The sequence below is a fragment of the uncultured Roseibium sp. genome (assembly GCF_947496995.1).
GTDB lineage: Bacteria > Pseudomonadota > Alphaproteobacteria > Rhizobiales > Stappiaceae > Roseibium.
On the sequence record NZ_CANMFD010000007.1, the window covers coordinates 154,660 to 176,239 of the forward strand.

The following is a 21,580-nucleotide window of genomic DNA, read 5'->3' on the forward strand; positions in this document are numbered from 1 at the left end:
TAGGGGCCCGCATTTCATGAAGCATCACGCCGCCTTCGGGCTTTCGATGGAGGACATCGACGCTGTTGTCGTTGAGGACAGCAAGCCGATGCAAACGATTCTGAGGTCGATTCTCCTCAGCTTCAAGGTTGCGCGTGTGCGGGTGTTCGATTCGGCCGATGATGCGCTGGAAGCCAGCCTGGCCGAACCGCCAAATGTGATTCTGACCGACTGGCGCATGGAGCCGACCTCCGGATACCAGTTCCTGCGTCTCGTGCGGCACCGCCACATGGAACCGCTCTGCTACGTACCGATTCTCTTCGTCACCGCGCATGGCACCCGGCCGCTGGTGGACAAGGCGCTGCGCGCCGGCGCGCATCATGTGCTGGTCAAGCCGGTGTCTCCATCGACGCTGCACAAGCGGCTGACATGGATCCTGAACGACGACCGTCCGATGACGCTGGAACATTCCGGCTTCTACAACATCTATGGCATCCACAAGACCCTGGATGCGCAGGCGGAGAAGATGCAAACCCTGGCGGGGGCGCGCCTTCATCACAAGATCGCGACTCAAAAGCGCGCCGAAGTGGAGGGGGCCGTCGAAGCGGCCTTCGAAAACAACCAGGACCGGGGCCCGATGTTCGCGGGTGAGAAAAAGGAAGAGCCGAAACAGCATTCGGCGGCGGCCAAGCACATCCGCGACGCGGGATTCGCCGCGGTCAAGGGCGCCAAGGTTCACTGAGTTCCGGCCCGCTTGCCGTTTTATCCTCAATTGCAGGATACTCGAACTGGACACAAGCGCCTGTTGCCGCCATAGTCCGCCGAAATCCGGCATCCAGGTTCAGCGGTTTCCGGAGTTCGAGGATCTGTCATCAAGGGACCTTTAGAGGGCCATGAAAACTCTGCTGCTTGAATTGTTCACCTGGTGGAACGGCCAGACCATGGGCACCCGTTTCTTCACGTGGCGCAAGGGCGAGTTCGTCGGCGAAGACGAACTCGGCAACAAGTATTACAAGGAACGCGCGGGCAAGAAGCGCTGGGTGATCTACAAGGATCTCGCAGAGGCTTCCCAGATTCCTCCGGGCTGGCACGGCTGGATGCATCACAGGGTCGACACGCCGCCGGTGGATGAAACCTATCACGCCAAGCACTGGCAGAAGCCGCATGAGCCGAACTACACCGGCACACCGGCAGCCTATCGCCCGCACGGCTCGATCCTGACCCCTGAAAAACGTCCCGAAGTCACCGGCGACTACGAGGCCTGGACGCCGGGCAACTGAGGCAAGGCGGTCTGTTCGCCACCTTCGGCTATCCAATCAAAATGTCTCCTGAAGCCCCGCATTTGCGGGGCTTTTGTTTTTGGTGAAGCTGAGCATCGTTCTTGCTGCGGTCATCAACTCTGTTGAGCGAACTGAGAGGCTGAATACCACCCTCGGCTGTCACCCCGGCCAAGCGCAGCGCCGAGCCGGGGCCCACTCGTTCGCAGAGGCTCTCTTGGGTGCCTCTAAGGCCGCTTCAAACACAGCCCCCGGGACAAACAATACGGCGTACAGGTCCGAAGCGGGTAGCGACCGCCGATGAACAATCGCCCTTGCTTCAGCAAGCGGCACCGCGAGTGGGCCCCGGGTCTCCGCTTCGCCGCGCCCGGGGTGACACCCGGTGCGAGGGAACGTTGCCAAATCAACACCGTAACCGCCCGCGAAACCGGGAAGCCTTCTCCGGATACCGTTGACCCAATCGCCAACGAACAATCAACTCTGTTTTAGATTTCGTCTCTTAGCCTCGCAGTCGCGGGGCTATTCCCTTTGGTATCATGCGGCGCAGGTGGCTTATACCAAAGAGCGTTGATTAGGACTCATCAGAGGGGTCATAATCAATGCTCTTTGGTATTACTTGCTTACCGCTTTTCCCTGCGCCGATGCCGACTGGGCGCCGAAGAGGGTGCTGGCGGCGGAGATCATCCGGTTGAGGATCAGGATCACCAGGGACGTGCTGTAGCCGAGCACGAACGGCATGAGCAAAAGCAGCGACTGGTTGGTGAAGGCAATCTCGGACCGTGTGGGAACGGTGGTCTTGTTGAGGGCTGAATTGCTGAGGCTCTTCACGAAACTCAGGAACTCGTGGAACCCGAAGGGCAGGGTGAAGAACAGCGCGAAGAGGGCGCCCAGAACGATCCGCTGAATGATCAGCCGGGTGTCGGATATGTCGAAGGTGATGTCGCTGGTGACCGAGATGGCGTTGAAGCCGATGAAGGCCGCCGAGCCGATAGCCCCGAGAGACATCAGCCAAAGCAGGAAAAACAGCACCATCAGGGCGACATCGACGCCTTTGCTGAAAATCGAGACTTCGGCGGCCATCAGCACCGACAAGATCATCGATCCGATGGAGATCGCCACCAGCCAGACAACGATTGTAGGCAGGAAGGTCGGCATCTGCGACACCAGGAACCGTTTGCGGTTGGCATCCGTGAGGAGCGCGAACAGGATCTGGGTTTTCTTTTCCACCGCCTGCCATTCGCTGTCCGAGGGCGCCCGGCCTGTCACGGTCGCGCGGGCGGCTTTCAGGCAATTGAGTTCTCCCAGAGAGAAATTCTCGGGCAGGGTGGTCGCCTCGCGGATCAGAAAGGAATGCAGGCCGCGCAGGGTCGCCAGATCCTTGTTGAACTTCTGGTCACTGATGGTGTGGCCGGGAGGGGCGCTGCGGCCCGTGTGTTCGTCCTCAGCGGGACCGGGCCGGGCGATGCCCGGTTTCGTGTCGGGAACGGGGCTGGTCACGTCCGCATGGCCGAGGAGTTCTTCCGGCAAACCGGTGGCCTGCCTGGATTTCCCGGCACCCGCCTTGTTGCCGCTTTCCCTGACTTCCCCTGGCATGACCGATCCTGACGAACGTGATGTTACGCAGGGGAATGCTAGCAAGAAACGAATCAGGTAGCAATCTCAGCCGGTTTGCAAGTCATGGTGGCGTTGGCGGCGAGCCCTGATTATGTGGCGGTGACCGGTCGGGCTTTCCACTTGTCGAGCACGTCGAGGACTTCCTGGCCGCTTGCTTGCGGTGACAGGGCATAAAAGTCGGTCTCGAGTTTCAGGGCTTCGGAAAGCTGCTTGCTGTAGTCGGCCTGGGAGACTTCCTGTGTCCCGAACTTGCTCAGGTGATCGGTCACGAACTGCGTGTCGAGCAGGCTGTAACCGCCGACGATCAGCCTTGCGACCAGATGGGCGAGACAGACTTTCGACGCGTCCGTGCGGAAGGTGAACATGCTTTCCCCGAAGAAAGCTCCGTTCAGGCTGACGCCGTAAAGGCCGCCGACAAGTTCGCCGTCCTGCCAGGCTTCCACCGTGTGGCAGTAGCCCATCTCGAAAAGTTCGCCGTAAAGACGGCGGATCTCGCGGTTGATCCAGGTTTTCTGGCGCCCGGGCATGGGCTCGGCGCAGCCATCGATGATGCCCTGGAAGTCGGTGCTGACCCGGACTTCGAAGACATCGTTGCGGATGGTGCGCCTGAGGCGCCGGGGCATGTGAAAATCGTCAAGCGGGAGGATGCCGCGCTGTTCCGGCTCCAGCCAGAAAAGACCGGGATCGTCGGCGGACTCGGCCATGGGAAACAGGCCGCAGGCGTAGGCTTTTAGAAGCACCTGCGGCGTGATTTCCATCACGATGTCGTCTTTATATCCAGCCATTGGGCCTCACAGTCCGCCCGGCTCGGGCGCGCCCTTGCCGAAATCCGGTCAGCTCGACTTCTTGGCCAGGTATTTCTCCAGCCAGTGAATGTCGTACTGACCGTTTGCGATGTCCTGATTGTCCACCAAATCGCGGAAAAGCGGAATAGTCGACTTGATTTCGTCAACCACAAATTCATCGAGGCAGCGGCGAAGACGCATCATGCATTCCACGCGGTTGCGGCCGTGCACGATGAGCTTGCCGATGAGGCTGTCGTAATAGGGCGGGATCTTGTAGCCCTGATAGACGCCGGAATCGACCCGCACGCCAAGTCCGCCGGGCGTATGGTAATAGGTAATGGTGCCCGGTGAGGGAGCGAATGTGACGGGATCTTCCGCATTGATCCGGCACTCGATGGCATGACCGTCGAACCGGATGTCTTCCTGAACCATATCCAGCGAGCCACCGGCGGCGATGCGGATCTGTTCGTTGACGAGATCGATACCGGTGATCATTTCGGTGACCGGATGCTCCACCTGGAGGCGGGTATTCATCTCGATGAAATAGAATTCGCCGTTTTCGTAGAGAAATTCCACCGTGCCGACGCCGCGGTATTTCAGCTTGCGCATGGCGTTGGCGACGATTTCGCCGATCTCGTGGCGCTGTTCGGCATTCAGGGACGGTGAGGGCGCTTCTTCAAGAACCTTCTGGTGACGGCGCTGCAAGGAGCAATCCCGTTCGCCCAGATGCACCGCGTTGCCCTTGCCGTCGCCCAGAACCTGGATCTCGATATGGCGGGGCTGGCTGAGGTATTTTTCCATGTAGAGGGCGTCATCGCCGAAAGCCGCCTTGGCTTCCGACCGCGCAGTGGAAAGCGCCGAATCGAGTTCCGATTCCGTCCTGGCGACCTTCATGCCGCGGCCACCGCCGCCGGCAGCTGCCTTGACCAGAACCGGATAGCCGATTTCCCGGGCGATCGCGTGGGCGTCGTCCTGCGGGGTCACGGCACCGTCGGAACCGGGAACGACCGGAATTCCCAGTTCGATCGCGGTCTTCTTGGCCTGGATCTTGTCGCCCATGATGCGAATATGCTCGGCGGACGGTCCGATGAACTCGATATTGTGGGCTTCCAGAATTTCCGCGAAGCGGGCGTTCTCGGACAAGAAGCCGTATCCGGGATGGACCGCATCGGCGCCCGTGATCTCGCAGGCTGCCAGGAGCTGCGGAATGTTCAGGTAACTTTCGCGCGCCGAGGGCGGGCCGATACAGACGCTTTCGTCGGCCAGACGCACATGCATGGCGTCGGCGTCCGCGGTGGAATGAACCGCCACGGTCGAAATGCCGAGTTCCTTGCAGGCACGCAGGATACGAAGCGCGATTTCGCCGCGATTGGCGATGAGGATTTTCGAAAACATGGCCACGGCGGCTCCCTTATTCGACGATAATGAGCGGTTCGCCGAATTCCACCGGCTGGGCGTCGTCTACCAGTATCTGTTTGACGGTTCCTGCCTTGGTGGTGGGAATGTGGTTCATGGTCTTCATGGCTTCGATGATCAGGATCGACTGACCTTCGGTCACCTTGTCGCCGACCTGGATAAAAGGCGCGGCGCCGGGCTCGGGAGAAAGATAGGCAGTGCCGACCATCGGTGAAAGGACCGTTCCGGGATGCGGGGCCGATTCCTGGGCAGGCGCCGCTGCCGAGGGGGCCGGGGCAGCCGCTGCGGGCGCCATGGTGGGAGCCATCATGTTGACAGGGGCATTGACCGACATCTGGCGGGCGACGCGGATGCGCGTATCGCCTTGTTCCAACTCGATCTCTGACAGATTAGTCTCATCCAGAAGGATGGCGAGATCCCGGATCATGGCCGTGTCGAATTTCTTGTTATCATTACGCATATCGTTTGGCTCTCGTACTCGGTCCGCAAGGAGCGAAATGTGCCGGATGGACAGCTTCAGCCGTTTCATCCGACCGATCCGGTTCCGCTCCGGATCGGCTTGCATTTACGCTATTTGCACCGCTGATAAAAGCGGACAAAGGGTTGTGGCCCGTGACCTTGCCGGACACGAGCCACGCTTCTTATAAGGATTGAATCGGATCAGGAAAACCCCCGATTTCCCCTAGGCATGGCGGAAGACCCGTTTCCAACAGACTTGCGTCTGTCAGGAATGAAGCTCAGCAGGTCGTCTCACCGCAATTCTGCATGGCGTCAAGTTTTTCCCGCAGCTGATCGAAGCCGACAGCGCCCATGACCACCTCGTCGCCGACAACGTAGGACGGCGTTCCGGTAAGACCGAGGCGGTTGGCGATCGAATAGACTTCCTCGATCGTCTGACCGGCTTCGTCGGTTTCCATGGCTGCCAGAAGGTCTTCTTCTTCTATGCCGGTCGCGGTTGCCGCGGCGAGGGCGCTTGCCCGGTTTGCCTGGCTGCGGCCAAGAAGCAGGGCTTCGTGGAATTCGGCATATTTTTCAGGCGCGATGGAATTGACCGCAACGGCGACCTGGGCGGCTTCGACCGATCCCTGACCGAGGACCGGGAATTCCTTCAGGACGACTTTCAGGTCGGGATACTGCTCGATCAGACGCGCCATGTCGCTGTGCGCGCGCTTGCAGTAGCCGCAGTTGTAGTCGAAGAATTCCACCAGGGTCATGGATCCTTCCGGATTGCCGAGAACAACCTGGCGAGTGGAGTTGAAAAGGACGTCCGCGCTGTCGCTCAGCACCTGCAGGCGTGCGGTCTCCGCAGCTTCCTTTTCCCGGCGATCCAGCTCGGTCAGCGCTTCGGTGATGATTTCGGGGTTTTGAAGAAGATATTCGCGCACGATTTTTTCAATTTCGCCGCGGTTGATCTCCTGGGCCGTGGCAGAGCCGGCGATCAGGCTCAGCACAAGCGCGCTGGCGGACAGGATGCGCAGCAGTGCGGGCGGGCACATGGTCCGGCTAAAACTGGTGATGTAGGTCATATGGGGCTCCCTGGACCAACCTGCTGTCTGGCGACGTCGCATGTCGGCGGACAAGTGGATCTGTTTTCATTTGTTGGAGCATCCGGTCTGCGTTCGTCAGATCGCGGATTGCTCCAGGTAACAAGCTCATAGCCATTCGACCTTGCCACCATGCGGGTTACAGGTGTCAGCGGCGATTCGGCAGATCTGGTGGTTTGTACGCTACAATGTCGTCGGCTTGAAGCCATGCGGGCGATCCGCGCTTCAAACTTTTTTGAGCACGGGCGGCGTAGCGCTGCGCCGCCTGGAAATCACCGCTGACCATCAGGCCCTTCGCCGTTGCCAGATCGGCTTCGGCCCGCTCGCCCTGGCGTCCGTGAGCAATCGCCAACTGGCTGTAGGCAACGCCCGAGTTCGGATCTCTTTGAATTGCCTTCTTCAGGATACGTTCCGCCTCCGGGAGATAGGAGGGCTCGTTGGCGCCGACCAGCGCATATCCGAGCCAGACGAGAAACTGCGGTTCGTTGGGCTTGAAGGACAAGGCCTTGCGGAATGGCGCGACCGCGGCCTTCGGGTCACCCCCTTCCAGCAGCGCCTGACCCTTGAGCTCATAGTAATAGGGATTGTTCGGCTGCGTGCGGATCAGAGCGTCAATCTCCTGCACCGCGCCCTTGCCCCGGCTTTTCATCGCTGCGATTGCCCGCGCATATTGCGCCGCGGGGCTTTTGTCGCTGCGCGGATAGGCCCGCAAGGTGGCCGAGGGATGGCTGGTGAAGGCAAACAGCTTCGCACGGACCTGATCGTGCCGGTATTGCAGGACGTAATCTTCCGGCTGGTTGAAATATTTCGACTTCTGGGCGTCGTTCAAAAGGCCGTTATAACGTTCCTGCGCCATCGGGTGGCTCTGGGCGTAGGGGTCGGCGAACTTGCGGGAGAACAGCTGCTGTTCGGACATGCGCTGGAAGTTTTTCAGCATGCCCCGTGCACTCTGGCCGGTGGCGTCGAGATATTTGAGCGCCGCCCTGTCGGCGGAGGCTTCCTCGCCGCGCTGGTAGGCGAGCAGTGACCTTTGCCCCACCGACCCTGATCCGAGGATCGCAGCAGCGCCACCGGAGGCGGCCTGGCCCGACCCGGCCGCGGCACCGGCTGCAGCGGCACCGGCACCCAGGATCATGCCGATCACGGCGACGATCTGGGCATTGGCGGCAGCTGAGCGCAGCCGGACCAGATGCCGTCCGGCGATGTGGCCGGATTCATGGGCGATCACCCCAATGACTTCTCCCGGCGTTTCCGCTTCCATCAGGACACCGATATTGATGAACATGCGGCGCGAATCCGGCACGAAGGCGTTGAACGTCTTTTCGTTGACCAGAATGATCTGCGGTTCGGAATTGGATATTCCCGCCACCTTGAAGATCGGCTTGGCGTAATCCTTCAACAGCGCTTCGGCTTCCGCGTCGCGGACCAGCGGAAGGCGCCCGCTCTGAGCCTGAACCGGTGCTGCGGCCAGCGGCAGAAGAAGGGCGGCCGAACATGCAACAGCAACGGCCTTGCGCATCACCCGCAGTTCGGAGAGTCTTTCAGGCAGAATGGAAAAGGGAACCAAACGCGACAAGTCGCATACCTCCGAAGCGTAACAGCGAATTGAACTTCACATTCATCCTCCCGACAGCGTCCCACTCAGGCGCATGAATGTGTGGCGAAGGTATGGATCATGGCGGATCCGGTCAAGAAAAGGTAATTACAATTCGGAGAGGATCGGACTGGAAAGGTCCTTTCAATGGATCTGGGGCCCGGATTGTATCCCAACGGAGAATCCGCGATACGAAGGGCGGTAAACCTTCCGCGTTCCAGTCAGCGCGCATAAGAGTACCTTGAGTTAATACCAGCTCCGGAACCAACAGGTCGTCATGACATCCTCAGCCTTTGTGCCTTCCCGCCGCAGCGACGTCGCTCCTTTCATTGCCATGGACGTTCTGTCCGAAGCGGCGCGACTTGAAGCGGAGGGCCGCAGCATCGTGCATATGGAGGTCGGTCAGCCTTCGGCACCGGCCCCGAAAGCAGCCCTTGCCGCAGCGGATGAGGCTCTCCGGCACGGCAAGCTCGGTTATACGGAAGCCCTCGGGGTAAAACCGCTTCGCCAGGCGCTCGCCCAACACTACAAGAGGACCTACGGAGTCGAGGTTCCCATTGAGCGGATCATGGCAACGACAGGATCGTCGGCGGGTTTCAACCTGGCCTTTCTGGCCGCCTTCGATCCGGGCGACCGGGTGGTGCTGACCGCGCCGGGGTATCCCGCCTACCGCAATATCCTGAAAGCGCTCGGCCTGGTGCCTGTCGAGGTGGAAGTGGGGGCGGAAACCCGCTGGAGCCTCACGCCGGAGCATCTGGAAGACGTTCTGAAGGACGGACCCGTGAAGGGTGTTCTGGTCGCCAGTCCCGCCAATCCCACCGGCACCATGATAAGCGCGGAAGCGCTGGAAGACCTGATAGGTTACTGCGAGGACCGGGGGATCTGGTTCATATCCGACGAAATCTACCACGGCCTTGACTACGCCGGGGAACAGAAGACCGCGCTTTCGTTTTCCCGCAACGCGATCGTCATCAACAGCTTCTCCAAATATTACTGCATGACCGGGTGGCGGATCGGCTGGATGGTTCTTCCCGAACAGCTGGTCAGGCCGGTGGAGCGCATTGCCCAGAGCCTTTATATCTCGCCGCCGGAGCTTTCCCAGATCGCGGCAACGGCGGCGCTGGACGCGGTTCAGGAACTTGAAGGTGTAAAAGCCGGCTATGCGGCGAACCGGGCGTTGCTGCTCAAGGGATTGCCGGAAATCGGTCTCGACAGGCTGCTGCCGGTGGACGGCGCCTTCTACATCTATGCCGACATAAGCCGCTTCAGTTCAAACAGCCTGGAATTTGCAAGGCAGATGCTGCATCAGGCCGGTGTCGCTGCGACGCCAGGCGTGGATTTCGACCCGGTGCACGGACACGAGTTTCTGCGCTTTTCTTTCGCGGGAACTCATGAAGACATGAAAGAAGCGTTGAACCGGCTGTCGACATTCCTGAAATAGCGTGGTCGGAAACCGGGTAATCCGGAGTTAATTCACCGGAAAGAAGCGCAGATATTTCCCGGATCACCCTGCTTGCAGGCAGGGTGATCCGGATGTTCCTTGGGCAAACTCTTCGGCGGTGATCAGAAGAAGGATCTGCCGCGCCACCAGCCGGCACGTTTCGGCTTGGCTTCCTTGCTGTCACCGGACGTTTCGCTGGTCACAACAGGCTCGGCCGGGGCAGACGGAGTTTCCGTTTTCTGCTCCTCGGCCGCGTCACTGGCGACCGGCTGTTCGGACGTCGGAGTTTCGACGACGATGTCTTCTTTTTCCGACACTTCAACAGGATCGGACGCCTCAGCATCCGGTGTTTCCGAAGTGTCCGCCTCAACAGGAACGGCCTCGTCCACTGGAGCAACGGCAGCGTCTGCGTTCGCCGTGGCCGGGGTTTCCGGTTCAGCCTGTGCTTCGGGTGCCTGCGCCTCTGCGGAAGCTGTCGCTTTGGGTGCCGGAGGCGCTTCTACCTCGTCAGCAGCCTGGCCGTTTGAAGCTTCAGCCGGGTTTTCGCTGGTTCCGTTTGCTTCGTCTTCGCCATTGAAGTCTCCGCCTTCACCATTCTTGCGGCCCCGTCGGCCACCGCGGCGGCCGCGGCGGCGCTTGCGGCGCGGTTCGTCGTCGCCTTCTTCTTCACCGGAACGGGCTTCCTGCGGCTGACCGTCGTCGCTTTCGCTCTCGCCCGAAGCGTCTGAGGCCTGCCGGGAGGTCGTGCCGGGGTCGTTGTTGAAGTCGGTGCCCTCGGACTGAGTATCCGATCCGCCCCGCCGGCGTTTGCGGCGGCGTTTGCGGCGGCGGTCTCCGCCTTCGTCATCGAGGGACTGTTCTTCTTCAGCTTCTTCCGGCTGCTCCTCGGGAGCCTCGTCGGCCTCTTCGATTTCAATGATGTGAGGTTGAACGACCGGCGGCGGTGCCGGGAAGCGTTCCCTGTCCACCAGGGCGCCGCGTTCCAGCACATAGAGCTGGCCGTTGATGGCGTCGTCCGCGTGAACCTCGATCTCGATCGCAAAGCGCGTCTCAAGATCCACCAGATTCGCGCGCTTCTGGTTCAGGATGTAGAGCGCCACCTGTGTGGTCGTGCGGATGATCAGATTATGGGAAGACCCCTTGAGCAGGTTGTCTTCGATAGACCGCAAAACATGAAGTGCGATGGATTCCACGGACCGGATCATGCCGGTGCCCTGACAATGCGGGCAGGGAGTGGTGGAGCTTTCCAGAACGCCGGTGCGAATGCGCTGACGCGACATTTCCAGCAGGCCGAAATGCGAGATCCGGCCGACCTGAATGCGGGCGCGGTCGTTCTTCAGGCAATCCTTCAGCTTGCGCTCGACGGACCTGTTGTTCTTCGACTCTTCCATGTCGATGAAGTCGATGACCACAAGGCCGGCGAGATCGCGCAGGCGCAACTGCCGGGTAACCTCTTCGGCTGCTTCCAGGTTCGTCTGCAGCGCCGTATCTTCAATATTGTGCTCGCGGGTGGACTTTCCCGAGTTCACGTCGATCGAGACCAGAGCTTCAGTCTGGTTGATGACGATGTAACCGCCGGACTTCAGCGTCACCTGCGGCGAGAACATCGCGTCGAGCTGAGGTTCGACGCCAAAGCGGATGAACAGCGGCGAGGGGTCGCGGTAGGGCTGGACGTTCTTGGCATGGCTCGGCATGAGCATGCGCATGAAGTCCTTGGCCTCGCGGTAGCCTTCATCGCCGGCAACAAGGACCTCGTTGATGTCCTTGTTGTAAAGATCGCGGATCGAGCGTTTGACCAGACTGCCTTCCTCGTAGACGAGGCTTGGAGCGCTGGACTTCAGGGTGAGCTCGCGCACATTTTCCCAAAGCCGCATCAGATATTCGAAATCGCGCTTGATTTCCGCCTTGGTGCGGCTGGCGCCTGCTGTCCGCAGGATAACGCCCATGCCTTCCGGCACTTCCAGTTCGGAGGCGATCTCTTTCAGGCGCTTACGGTCAGTCGGCTGGGTGATCTTGCGGGAGATGCCGCCACCGCGAGCGGTGTTCGGCATCAACACGGAGTAGCGGCCGGCCAGCGACAGGTAAGTCGTCAGAGCAGCGCCCTTGTTGCCGCGCTCTTCCTTGACCACCTGAACCAGAATGACCTGGCGGCGCTTGATGACTTCCTGGATCTTGTATTGTTTGCGGATCGGTGCGCGGCGCTCGGGAACCTCTTCCATGGCGTCTTCGGCGCCGACTGATTCAACCGCGTCATCGTCACTATCGGCGTCGTCGTCATCTTCTTCGGACTTGCGGCCACGCCCGCCGCCACGGCCCCGTCCGCGTGCCCGGACCGGAGCTTCGTCTTCTTCCTCGTCGCCCGAAGACTGGTCGCCGTTATCGGCGTCCTGCGCGTCTTCGTCTTCCGCAGCCTTGGCGTCCAGGCCTTCCACGGTCTCGTCGTCAGGCGTGTCCGCTGCCGATTCGCCGGCATCCGCCTGCGCGTCATCAGTCTCGACTTTTTCGCTGGCGACGGTCTCCGCACTGTCGTTTTTGGCGGCGCGAGTGCGGCGGCGGCGCTTCGGCTTTTCTTCCGCATCCGCGTCATCGCGCTGACGATCGGCGGCTTCTGCGGCCAGCAGGGCCTCCCGGTCCGCAACAGGTATCTGATAATAGTCCGGATGAATTTCACTGAACGCGAGGAAACCATGGCGGTTTCCGCCATATTCCACGAACGCCGCCTGAAGCGAGGGTTCTACTCGTGTTACTTTCGCTAAATATATATTCCCGCGAAGTTGCTTCCGATTTGCTGCTTCAAAGTCGAATTCTTCAACCCGATTGCCACGCACGACGACGACCCGGGTTTCTTCCGGGTGGCCCGCGTCGATCAGCATTTTGTTTGCCATTATTGAACGTCTCCACGGCAGCGCTGCTTGGCGCGTATCCAAAACGCGCATCGCCCGAAAGGAGGATGGCTGCCGTATTTGTTTTGATAAGATGGGAAAGGGCGTCTGCGCCCGGCGCGGTCGTATGATCAACGCAACCGGCCGCAAAAGCGGGGGCTTGCTTCATGTCGATCATCATGTGCATCACGCGGGTCCTTCGGGGCAACGCAGGCCCAGGAGTTAAAGTCATTGTTTCATCACACCGGCATGCAGGTTGGCTTCGCCGCTACATCTACATCCGGTTCCGGAAAAGGGTCGCTCTCAAGGCCCGCTGCCGACCTCGCCGGGGATCAGCCATAAGGAAACAGGCATGATGCTACGAGGCGGAGCGATATCGAAGAGAGGCCGATACCCTGTCCACTGCACTCCAGACACTTGGAAAACCGGCAGAACGGCCTCTGTTCTGTCGCTTAAAGGCCTTGGATTACGATGACGTTGTGGATAGACATCCCATTTCGTCACCTGGGAAGGTATCGGATTCGAACCTAAATCCGTAAGGTACTTTTACGATCCAAGGCTCCGCATTGCAAGCAGTGTGACATAGGGGAACCATTTTCCTCGTTGTGCAGATGGCGTATGACGGAGCGCAAGAGCCTCGACGTGGACGGTTTTCGGGCAACATGGCCGGTATGATGGAATTGAAAATCGGAATGAAACCGCAGGTTGGCGGGGTGTTTGACGGCATTCGCAGGTTCGCCGCGCTGACAGCCATGCTTTTGGCATTCTTTACGCTCGCGTTCACTGTTCACAGCGGTGCCGTTCTGGCCGAAACTGTGAAACCCGTCGTGACCGGAGCCAGAGTTGCCGGCGATGAAGACCGCACCCGATTCGTTCTCGACATGGATACACAGGTCACGCCCGTCATTTCGGGCCTGGCTAATCCCTACCGGCTCATTCTCGATCTGCCGGAAGTGTCCTTTTCAATCCCACAGGATGTGGGTGAAACCGGACGGGGCCTTATCAGCGACTGGCGTTTCGGACTGTTCGCCCTTGGAAAATCGCGTATCGTGATGGACCTGAGCGGACCGGTCAGCGTCGACAAGACCTTCTTTCTGCCTGCCGTCGACGACCAGCCCGCGCGGCTTGTGATGGATCTGGTGCGCTCTTCGCCGCAGGACTTCGCCGCGTTTGTCGAAACATCTCGTTCCGCGCGCCCGGTGGACAGCGAAAAGGCCGCGTCCAAGAGCGACAAGCTGACCGCGCAGAAAAACGGTCACAAGCCGCTTATCGTCCTCGATCCCGGCCATGGCGGGATCGACAGCGGTGCCACGAGCGCTGCGGGAACCCTGGAAAAGGCCATCGTTCTGGAATTTGCGTCGCTCCTGAAGGCAAAGCTGGAGGCCAGCGGCCTCTACGATGTGCATATGACGCGAGAGGACGACACGTTCATTTCGCTCGGGCGCAGGGTCGAGATCGGTCATGAGTTGGCGGCCGATCTGTTCATCTCCATCCACGCCGATTCGGTGCGACGAGGGCAGAAACTGGCTCGCGGTTCGACGGTCTACACCCTGTCGGACAAGGCGTCCGATCAGCTGTCAGCGGAAATCGCCGAGACGGAAAACATGTCTGACGTGGTCGCCGGCGTGGATATCGAAACGGGGCCGGGCGAAGTGACGGACATACTCATCGATCTGGCACGCCGGGAAACCCGCTCCTTTTCGGTGTACTTTGCAAGGACGCTCGTGAGCGAGCTGAAAAGCGCCGTCCGCCTCATCAATAATCCGCACAGATCTGCGGGTTTCCGGGTTCTGAAGGCGCATGATGTGCCTTCCGTCCTCGTCGAACTCGGCTACCTTTCGAACGAGCATGACGAGAAGCTCCTGATCTCCGACGAGTGGCGCGAACGCATGGCCGGTGCGATTACCGAAGCTGTGCACGGTTTTTTCCGGCCCCGGCTGGCGCGCCAGCAGGAAACCGCATCTCAGTAAAATCCTTGTGTCGCCATGCAAATCGAGGGACGTGACCGACAATTGCCTCAGCATCGCCATATTGGTGCACGAGGAAGGCTGCTAAATGTTTCGGACGGTGTCAAAGCACTCTAGTGCCGAATTAATGTATCCATGTTAAAAAGCTCTACGCGCTTGAAGACGGGGAAAGACGAGCCCGCGGTATGAAATTTTTGGTGAAGTTTTTCGGTTATCTGTTCGGCATCGGCGCTGTCCTCGGACTGCTGGTGGCGGCTGGCGTGTGGATGTATCTGCAGCATCTTACGGAGGGGCTGCCCGATTTTACCGCCTTGCAGAATTACGAGCCGCCCGTCATGACCCGTGTTCATGCGGCCGATGGCAGCCTGATGGCTGAATATGCCACCGAGCGGCGCATGTTTCTGCCGATCCAGGCCATTCCGGACAAGGTGAAGCAGGCCTTTATCGCGGCAGAAGACAAGAATTTCTACACCCATATCGGCGTCGACCCTGAAGGCATCGCCCGTGCGGCGGTCCGCTTCATCCAGAATTATGGTTCCGGCAGGCGGCCCGAGGGCGCGTCCACGATCACCCAGCAGGTGGCCAAGAACTTCCTTCTGTCGGATCTGGTCAGTGAGGAAAAGCAGCGCCGATCGGCAGCCTATGAGCGCAAGGTCAAGGAAGCGGTTCTCTCGTTGAGAATCGAGCAGGCCTACACGAAGGACGAAATTCTCGAGCTGTATCTGAACGAGATCTATTTCGGCTTCGGTGCCTATGGCGTCGCGGCGGCTTCGCTGATCTATTTCGACAAGTCGGTGCACGAATTGTCCCTGGATGAAGTCGCCTATCTGGCGGCGCTTCCCAAGGGGCCGAGCAACTATCATCCCTACAGGAAGACCGAAGCGGCCATCGCACGCCGCAACTACGTGATCGACCGCATGATCGCCGATGGCTACATCAGTCTCGAAGAAGGCGACGAAGCCAAGGAAAAGTCGATTGTCGTCACGCCGCGCGAACACGGTTCGCAGCTGTTTGCAGCCGAATATTTCACCGAAGAGGTCCGCCGCGAGGTTGCCGATATCTTCGGCGACAAGCGTCTCTACCAGGGCGGTCTTTCCGTCCGCTCGACGCTTGACCCGGAACTTCAGAAGATGGCGCGCAAGTCGCTCATGGACGGGCTGATCAAGTTCGACCATCAGCGTGGCAGCTGGAACGGTCCGGTGGAGAAGCTCACCCTGGGCGCCGACTGGGGCGTTGATCTGGCAAAGATCGAAGCCCTGAGCGATCTGCCCGAATGGCAGCTCGCTGTAGTTCTGGAAAGCGGCAGCGATCAGGCACTTGTCGGCGTCCAGCCGGAAAGGCTTGTAAGCGGCGAGCTTTCAGACGAGCGCAAGACAGGGCCGCTGTTCCTGGAGACCATGAAATGGGCTCGCGTCAAGGGCCGGACGCCTAGCGCGGTTTCCGACGTGCTTGCTCCGGGCGACGTTGTCTATGTCCATGAGAGCGATGTGGCTCCCGGCACGTTCGAATTGCGCCAGATCCCGAAAGTTTCCGGCGCGCTGGTTGCGATGGATCCCTATACCGGCCGCGTTCTGGCCATGGTCGGCGGTTTCAGCTACGCCCAGAGCGAGTTCAACCGCGCCACACAGGCCTATCGTCAGCCCGGCTCGTCCTTCAAGCCGTTCCTTTATGCTGCCGCCCTGGATAACGGCTACACACCGTCCTCGGTTGTCATGGATGCTCCGCTGGAGATCAATCAGGGACCGGGCCTTGGCACCTGGCGGCCCCAGAACTACGGCGGCAAGTTCTATGGACCGGCCACCCTTCGCACGGGTGTCGAGCTTTCCAGAAACGTCATGACCGTACGTCTGGCGCAGGACATGGGCATGCCACTGGTGGCCGAATACGCCAAGCGCTTCGGCATCTATGACAACATGCTGCCGGTCCTGTCCATGTCGCTCGGCGCCGGGGAAACCACGGTGCTGCGGCTGACCACGGCTTATGCGACCATCGCCAATGGCGGCAGGAAGGTGCGACCGACCCTGATCGACAGGATCCAGGATCGCTATGGCCGCACCATCTACAAGCACGACAGCCGCATCTGCGACGGCTGTACCCAGGATGTGTGGGAAGGCCAGGAAGAGCCGACCCTGATCGACGACCGCGAGCAGGTTCTCGACCCGATGACCGCCTATCAGATCACCTCCATGATGGAAGGTGTCGTCCAGCGCGGCACGGCGACGTCGGTCCGTGCGGTGGGCCGCCCGGTCGCCGGCAAGACCGGTACGACCAACGACGAGAAGGATGCCTGGTTCATGGGCTTCACGCCGGATCTGGCGGTCGGCGTCTTCGTCGGTTACGACAATCCGAAGCCGATGGGACGCGGTGCGACTGGTGGTCAGGTCGCGGCACCCATCTTCACGGATTTCGTCAAGAAGGCACTGGCGGACAAGCCGCCGGTTGAATTCCGGGTGCCCAAGGGGCTGCAGCTTATCCCGATCAACCGCCGCACCGGTATGCGCACGGCCGCCGGAACGCCCGGATCGATTCTTGAGGCCTTCAAGCCCGGGATGGCTCCGCCGGACAGCTACTCGGTGATCGGATTCCAGGAAACCATGGGTGTGCCGCACGCGGTCTCCCCGGAAGCCGCGGGCGCTGTTCTCAGCGGGACGGGCGGTCTTTACTGACCCCGGCCACCTTCGGCGGGTGAGCGAACCTCCACCTGCCTGTGTGTGGTTTACAGCGCCAGGCGGTGCGGGTAATGTCCCGCTCCAATTCAAGAGCCATCGGCATCTACGGGGATGCGGGAAGCTCTAAAGACCGATACAGGCCCGGCGTCTCCTGAAGGTGGCCGGGCCACTTCATGTCAATCAAGCGAGGTACCCGATGCGCGCCGAAATGGAAGCGATCGTCGACGAAATCAAGCAGGCCATAAGCCTGCTGAGGAGGCATCTTTGACTGGGATCAGGCTGTTGTCCGGCTTGAAGAGCTGAACGCCCTTTCGGAAAATCCGGAACTCTGGAGCGAACCCAGCAAGGCCCAGAAGCTGATGCGCGAACGCCAGCAGCTCGATGACGGCATCAGCGGTGTGACGGCTCTTCAGCAGGATCTCTCCGACAATATCGAGCTGATCGAACTCGGTGAGATGGAGGATGACACCTCCGTCGTGAAAGAAGCCGAACAGGCGCTGCGCAGCCTGAAGGACAAGGTTCACGAACTGGAGCTCAAGTCGCTTCTTTCCGGAGAAGCCGATGCCAACGACACCTATCTGGAAATCAATTCCGGAGCAGGTGGCACAGAGAGCCAGGACTGGGCGTCGATGATGCTGCGCATGTACCGTCGCTGGGCGGAAAAGCGTGGCTACAAGGTCGAATTGCTGGAATATCACGACGGTGAGGAAGCAGGCATCAAGTCGGCGACCCTGCTGATCAAGGGCGAGAACGCCTACGGCTGGCTGAAGACCGAGTCCGGGGTGCACCGCCTGGTGCGGATTTCACCTTATGACAGCAACGCCCGCCGCCACACGAGCTTTTCCAGCGCCTGGGTCTATCCGGTGATCGACGATACCATCGACATCGACATCAACGAAAGCGACTGCCGGATCGATACCTACCGCGCATCCGGCGCCGGCGGCCAGCACGTCAACACCACCGATTCGGCCGTGCGCATCACGCACCAGCCAACGGGTATCGTCGTTCAGTGCCAGTCCGAACGCTCGCAGCACAAGAACCGGGCGACCGCGTGGTCCATGCTGAAAGCCCGGCTCTATGAGGCGGAACTTAAGAAGCGGGAAGAGGCGGCAAACGCCGAGGCTGCGTCCAAGTCGGACATCGGCTGGGGGCATCAGATCCGTTCCTACGTCCTGCAGCCGTATCAGCTTGTGAAGGACCTCAGGACAGGCGTTGAAAGCACGTCTCCCGGCGACGTCCTGGACGGAGACCTCGACAAGTTCATGGAAGCCGCGCTCGCGCAGCGGGTCTTCGGCGGCGATCCGGTCGAAGTCGAGGATATCGACTAGGCTTGTCTGAATTGGGAAGAGGGGGCTTCGGCCCCCTTTTTTGTTTCAGATGGCCTTCAAAGCGAAAGCGCGGCCAACTTGTCGCCGGCGGACAGGAATGCCGCCGGGTTGCTCGGTTTGTCGCCGCGGCGGATTTCGTAATGCAGGTGGGCTCCGGTCGAACGGCCGGTGGAGCCGACATTGCCTATCAGGTCGCCCGCGAGCACGTGATCTCCCTCCGTAACCCGAAGCCGGCTCAGATGGGCGTAGCGGGTAACAAAGCCGTTGGCGTGGCGGATTTCGACCATCTTGCCGTAGCCGCCGTGACGCCCCGCGCCAATCACGGTACCGGGAGCGGTTGCGAAGACGCGGGCGCCATAGGGCGCCTTGAAGTCGATGCCGGTATGCATCGCCAGGCGGCCGAGGAACGGGTCCACCCGGGGTCCATAGGTACTGGAAACGGAACTGTTTTGAACGGGTCGCTTTATCGGCAGGCGCAAGGCAGTGAACTTGATCCGGCGCAAGGCATCGAGAGCCTTGTTGGCTCGCTGCAGCCGATCCGGAAAGTTCTCCTCGGTGATCGGCTGAAAGGGACCGCCGATCGAGGTCTTCTTGCGCAGCGTCGCATTGACGGACGGTGTCACGGCGCGGGTAATGTCGAGAATGTCTTCTATGCGGCTTTCGGTGGCGATAGTGATGGCATCCACCGCAACGGTGCTTTCTTCATCCATCGCCGAGATGTGAGCTCTCACCGCATCGAGAGCTGCTTGTTTCTCAGTGTTTTTTTTTACGCTGGACTGGGATTGAAGCGGGTCTGAAACCGGCTTCTGCAGGATTGTCAACGGATCGAAGGCTTCCGATGAACCGTCCCGAAGGCCGAGGGCCTTGACCGGTTCGTCGATCAACTGGCTTTCACCACCGATCGCCGATTTGTCTTCTTTTCCGATTGCGGCGAGATTGCCGGAGTCCAGGGCCGGTTTTTGCGGCGGCAACGGCTGGTCGCTGCTGAGATAGATGCCGTTGCTTTCGGCACGGGCCACCAGATCGGCAACAATCGCGTGGCGCTGATTGAGACCCTGCTGACGGCGCAGGACATCCATGACCTTTATTTCAACGGTTTCCCTGTCGACCATCTGGCGGCTGGTCAGGATTTCGATCTCTGCCCGCAGCCGGTCGATACGGTCCTGGTATTCAAGAACCAGCTCGGTGCGTTCCGAACTGGCCTCGACCATCATGTCGTGGCGCAGAAGGAAATATCCGATGGTTCCGGCAGCGGCCAGTGTCGCGGTGACGCAGGCCAGAGCGCCGCAGATCAGGTGCAGCGGCCGGACACTGTAGGTCGTCGTCTTGGCGCTTGTTTCCGGGACCGGATGATGTTGTGCCGTCCAGGGGGTCTGATAAGGCCGAGTTGTATTCTGGCGCTGTCGCATGTTCACTCAGTCACTGCCTGCATTCTGCAAAAGAACTGAGTCTGATTAGAGTTTGGTAAGGTTAATAAATCGTCTTCACGGCCTTGAAATCAGCCGGTCAAGCGCGCGAGAGGCTTGTAAAAACCGGGTGTTAGCCCGGCTTCCGAACGGGCGCGGTCGTTGAAGGGCGGTTTGAGCGCTCCGCGGAAATGTTTGCGGACGAATCCGTGAAATGCAGGTTCGGGTCTGATTCCCTGACGGTCGCACAGGAAGCGGAACCATTTGGCGCCGAAAGCGACATGGTTCTTTTCATCGCGGTAGATCACGTCCAGGCATCGGGCCGTGTCTTCGTCACCGATAGCGCGCGCCTTTGCGATCATCGGCGGGGTGATGTCGAGGCCGCGGGCTTCCAGTACGAGGGGGATGATGGCAAGCCGTGCGGCCAGGTCGTTCCCGGTGCTCTGGGCTGCCTCCCACAGGCCGTCATGGGCAGGCATGTCGCCATAGGCGGCGTCAAGCTTGGCGAGCCGGTCCTGAAGCATGGAAAAATGCTTGGCTTCTTCCAGGCCGACCCGGACCCAGTCATCGTAATAGGAACGCGGCAGGCGGACATGGGCGAAGCGTCCGATCAGGTCCCAGGTAAGATCGACGGCATTCAGCTCGATATGGGCCAGAGAGTGGATCAGGGCCAGACGGCTGGATTTGCCGGTCAAACTGCGTTTCGGCATGTCACGCGGGGCCATCAGAACCGGCTTGTCCGGCCGGCCGGGCCGGTCGGGCATGGCGCCGTCCTTCGTAGGCGAACCGAGCGCCAGCTCCCGCTGAAACCATGCTTTCGACACCGCGTAGGCCAGCCGGACCTTTTCAGAGGTGTCCGGAGAGGCCACGATGGCGCGGGCTCCCGCAACAAGGCTGGTCGGCAGGACAGCGGAAGACTGCGTCTTTGTGCCGCCGGTCCGGGACGTCAAAGGGCCTGGACCGCTTCCAGTACGGCCTGTGCATGGCCGGGCACTTTCACCTTGCGCCAGATGGCGGCGATCTTTCCCTCCGAATCCACAAGAAATGTGGACCGCTCGACGCCCATGTATTTTTTGCCGTACATGGATTTTTCGACCCACACGCCATAGGCTTCGGCGGTGTCGGTTTGCGTGTCGGCGCCCAGGCGGACCGCCAGATTGTGCTTGGCGACAAAATTGTCGTGCTTCTTTGCCGAATCCGGTGAAAGACCGATGATCGTGACACCCGATTTTTCGAATTCCGGCATCAATTCGGTAAAGGCAATGGCTTCTTTCGTGCAGCCGGGCGTGTTGTCCTTGGGATAGAAATACACCACCACGGGTTTGCCCTTCAAAGCCTTGAGGCTGACGCGGCCGCCTCCATCGCTTTCAAGATCGAAGTCCGGTGCCATATCTCCAATGTTCAGGTCTCCCATTACGCCTTCCTTCTGTCACAGTTTGTGGGTTAATGCCGGGAACCGGCAGTCAGGCAAGTTGCGACTGTCGCTTTTGCTGCTGCATTTGCTGTACCATAGAGTGTCCCGTGAATCGTTCAATGCGGCACGGAGCTTAGCAGGCGTTTTGTCCCCGGGATCACACTGAACCGCCCCTGGCGCCTTCAGGCGGAAGAATGGACTGAATTACTTGCCCAAGAACGGCAGACCGAAAGGATCCAAGACAGCCTCACCGCGAAAGACCGG

General features: G+C 60.2%; 16 protein-coding genes. 6 read left to right on the forward strand and 10 right to left on the reverse strand.

Annotated elements, in window-relative coordinates; genetic code table 11:
• Window positions 1–16: 16 nt before the first annotated feature.
• Together Q1B40_RS22915 and Q1B40_RS22920 are read left to right on the forward strand one after the other, a co-directional pair.
• Entirely contained in the window at window positions 17–721 is a 705-nt protein-coding gene (locus tag Q1B40_RS22915) for a response regulator (RefSeq protein WP_299820192.1), read from the forward strand.
• Between the two features lie 151 nt (window positions 722–872).
• Window positions 873–1,259, forward strand: a complete 387-nt coding sequence (locus Q1B40_RS22920; RefSeq protein WP_299820194.1) for an NADH:ubiquinone oxidoreductase subunit NDUFA12 — start codon at window positions 873–875, stop codon at window positions 1,257–1,259.
• 609 nt (window positions 1,260–1,868) lie between these two features.
• On the opposite strand, the gene Q1B40_RS22925 is transcribed toward Q1B40_RS22920, so the two are convergent.
• The 6 genes from Q1B40_RS22925 to Q1B40_RS22950 form a co-directional block, all read right to left on the reverse strand.
• Window positions 1,869–2,849 (reverse strand): hypothetical protein, encoded by a 981-nt coding sequence (locus Q1B40_RS22925; RefSeq protein WP_299820196.1) that lies wholly within the window; start codon window positions 2,847–2,849, stop codon window positions 1,869–1,871.
• Between the two features lie 110 nt (window positions 2,850–2,959).
• Window positions 2,960–3,655, reverse strand: coding sequence for a leucyl/phenylalanyl-tRNA--protein transferase (aat, locus tag Q1B40_RS22930; RefSeq protein WP_299820199.1), 696 nt, complete (start codon window positions 3,653–3,655; stop codon window positions 2,960–2,962).
• A 48-nt stretch (window positions 3,656–3,703) separates the two neighbouring features.
• Entirely contained in the window at window positions 3,704–5,050 is a 1,347-nt protein-coding gene (accC, locus tag Q1B40_RS22935; RefSeq protein ID WP_299820203.1) for an acetyl-CoA carboxylase biotin carboxylase subunit, read from the reverse strand.
• A gap of 16 nt (window positions 5,051–5,066) precedes the next feature.
• Window positions 5,067–5,531 (reverse strand): acetyl-CoA carboxylase biotin carboxyl carrier protein, encoded by a 465-nt coding sequence (gene accB / locus Q1B40_RS22940; RefSeq protein ID WP_299820206.1) that lies wholly within the window; start codon window positions 5,529–5,531, stop codon window positions 5,067–5,069.
• A 277-nt stretch (window positions 5,532–5,808) separates the two neighbouring features.
• Window positions 5,809–6,597, reverse strand: a complete 789-nt coding sequence (locus tag Q1B40_RS22945; protein WP_299820209.1) for a DsbA family protein — start codon at window positions 6,595–6,597, stop codon at window positions 5,809–5,811.
• 166 nt (window positions 6,598–6,763) lie between these two features.
• On the reverse strand, window positions 6,764–8,191 hold the full coding sequence (locus Q1B40_RS22950; RefSeq protein WP_299820212.1) for a M48 family metalloprotease: 1,428 nt from the start codon (window positions 8,189–8,191) through the stop codon (window positions 6,764–6,766).
• A gap of 295 nt (window positions 8,192–8,486) precedes the next feature.
• Between Q1B40_RS22950 and Q1B40_RS22955 the strand changes: the two genes are divergently transcribed.
• On the forward strand, window positions 8,487–9,650 hold the full coding sequence (locus Q1B40_RS22955) for an aminotransferase class I/II-fold pyridoxal phosphate-dependent enzyme (RefSeq protein WP_299820214.1): 1,164 nt from the start codon (window positions 8,487–8,489) through the stop codon (window positions 9,648–9,650).
• A gap of 122 nt (window positions 9,651–9,772) precedes the next feature.
• On the opposite strand, the gene Q1B40_RS22960 is transcribed toward Q1B40_RS22955, so the two are convergent.
• On the reverse strand, window positions 9,773–12,535 hold the full coding sequence (locus Q1B40_RS22960; protein ID WP_299820216.1) for an Rne/Rng family ribonuclease: 2,763 nt from the start codon (window positions 12,533–12,535) through the stop codon (window positions 9,773–9,775).
• 689 nt (window positions 12,536–13,224) lie between these two features.
• On the opposite strand from Q1B40_RS22960, the gene Q1B40_RS22965 reads away from it, so the two are divergent.
• The 3 genes from Q1B40_RS22965 to prfB all read left to right on the forward strand — a co-directional run bounded on the left by Q1B40_RS22965 (window position 13,225) and on the right by prfB (window position 18,496).
• Window positions 13,225–14,502, forward strand: coding sequence for an N-acetylmuramoyl-L-alanine amidase (locus Q1B40_RS22965; protein WP_299820219.1), 1,278 nt, complete (start codon window positions 13,225–13,227; stop codon window positions 14,500–14,502).
• 191 nt (window positions 14,503–14,693) lie between these two features.
• The gene (locus Q1B40_RS22970; protein WP_299820294.1) at window positions 14,694–17,165 is read left to right on the forward strand and encodes a penicillin-binding protein 1A; all 2,472 of its coding nucleotides are present in this window, start codon (window positions 14,694–14,696) and stop codon (window positions 17,163–17,165) included.
• 199 nt (window positions 17,166–17,364) lie between these two features.
• Window positions 17,365–18,496 (forward strand): peptide chain release factor 2 gene (prfB, locus tag Q1B40_RS22975; protein ID WP_299820222.1). Its coding sequence is split into 2 segments (ribosomal slippage): window positions 17,365–17,433 and window positions 17,435–18,496, totalling 1,131 coding nucleotides; the frame shifts between segments, so codons are not numbered across the junction.
• A 56-nt stretch (window positions 18,497–18,552) separates the two neighbouring features.
• Here prfB and Q1B40_RS22980 read toward each other — a convergent pair.
• The 3 genes from Q1B40_RS22980 to bcp form a co-directional block, all read right to left on the reverse strand.
• Window positions 18,553–19,905 carry a M23 family metallopeptidase gene (locus Q1B40_RS22980; RefSeq protein ID WP_299820225.1) on the reverse strand — a complete coding sequence of 451 codons (1,353 nt, stop codon included), beginning with the start codon at window positions 19,903–19,905 and terminating at the stop codon, window positions 18,553–18,555.
• An 89-nt stretch (window positions 19,906–19,994) separates the two neighbouring features.
• Window positions 19,995–20,852, reverse strand: a complete 858-nt coding sequence (locus Q1B40_RS22985; protein WP_299820228.1) for a ferritin-like domain-containing protein — start codon at window positions 20,850–20,852, stop codon at window positions 19,995–19,997.
• A complete protein-coding gene (bcp, locus tag Q1B40_RS22990) occupies window positions 20,849–21,316 on the reverse strand; it encodes a thioredoxin-dependent thiol peroxidase (RefSeq protein ID WP_299820231.1) in 468 nt (155 codons plus the stop codon). Before bcp ends, Q1B40_RS22985 begins: the two co-directional genes overlap by 4 nt.
• Window positions 21,317–21,580 lie beyond the last annotated feature (264 nt).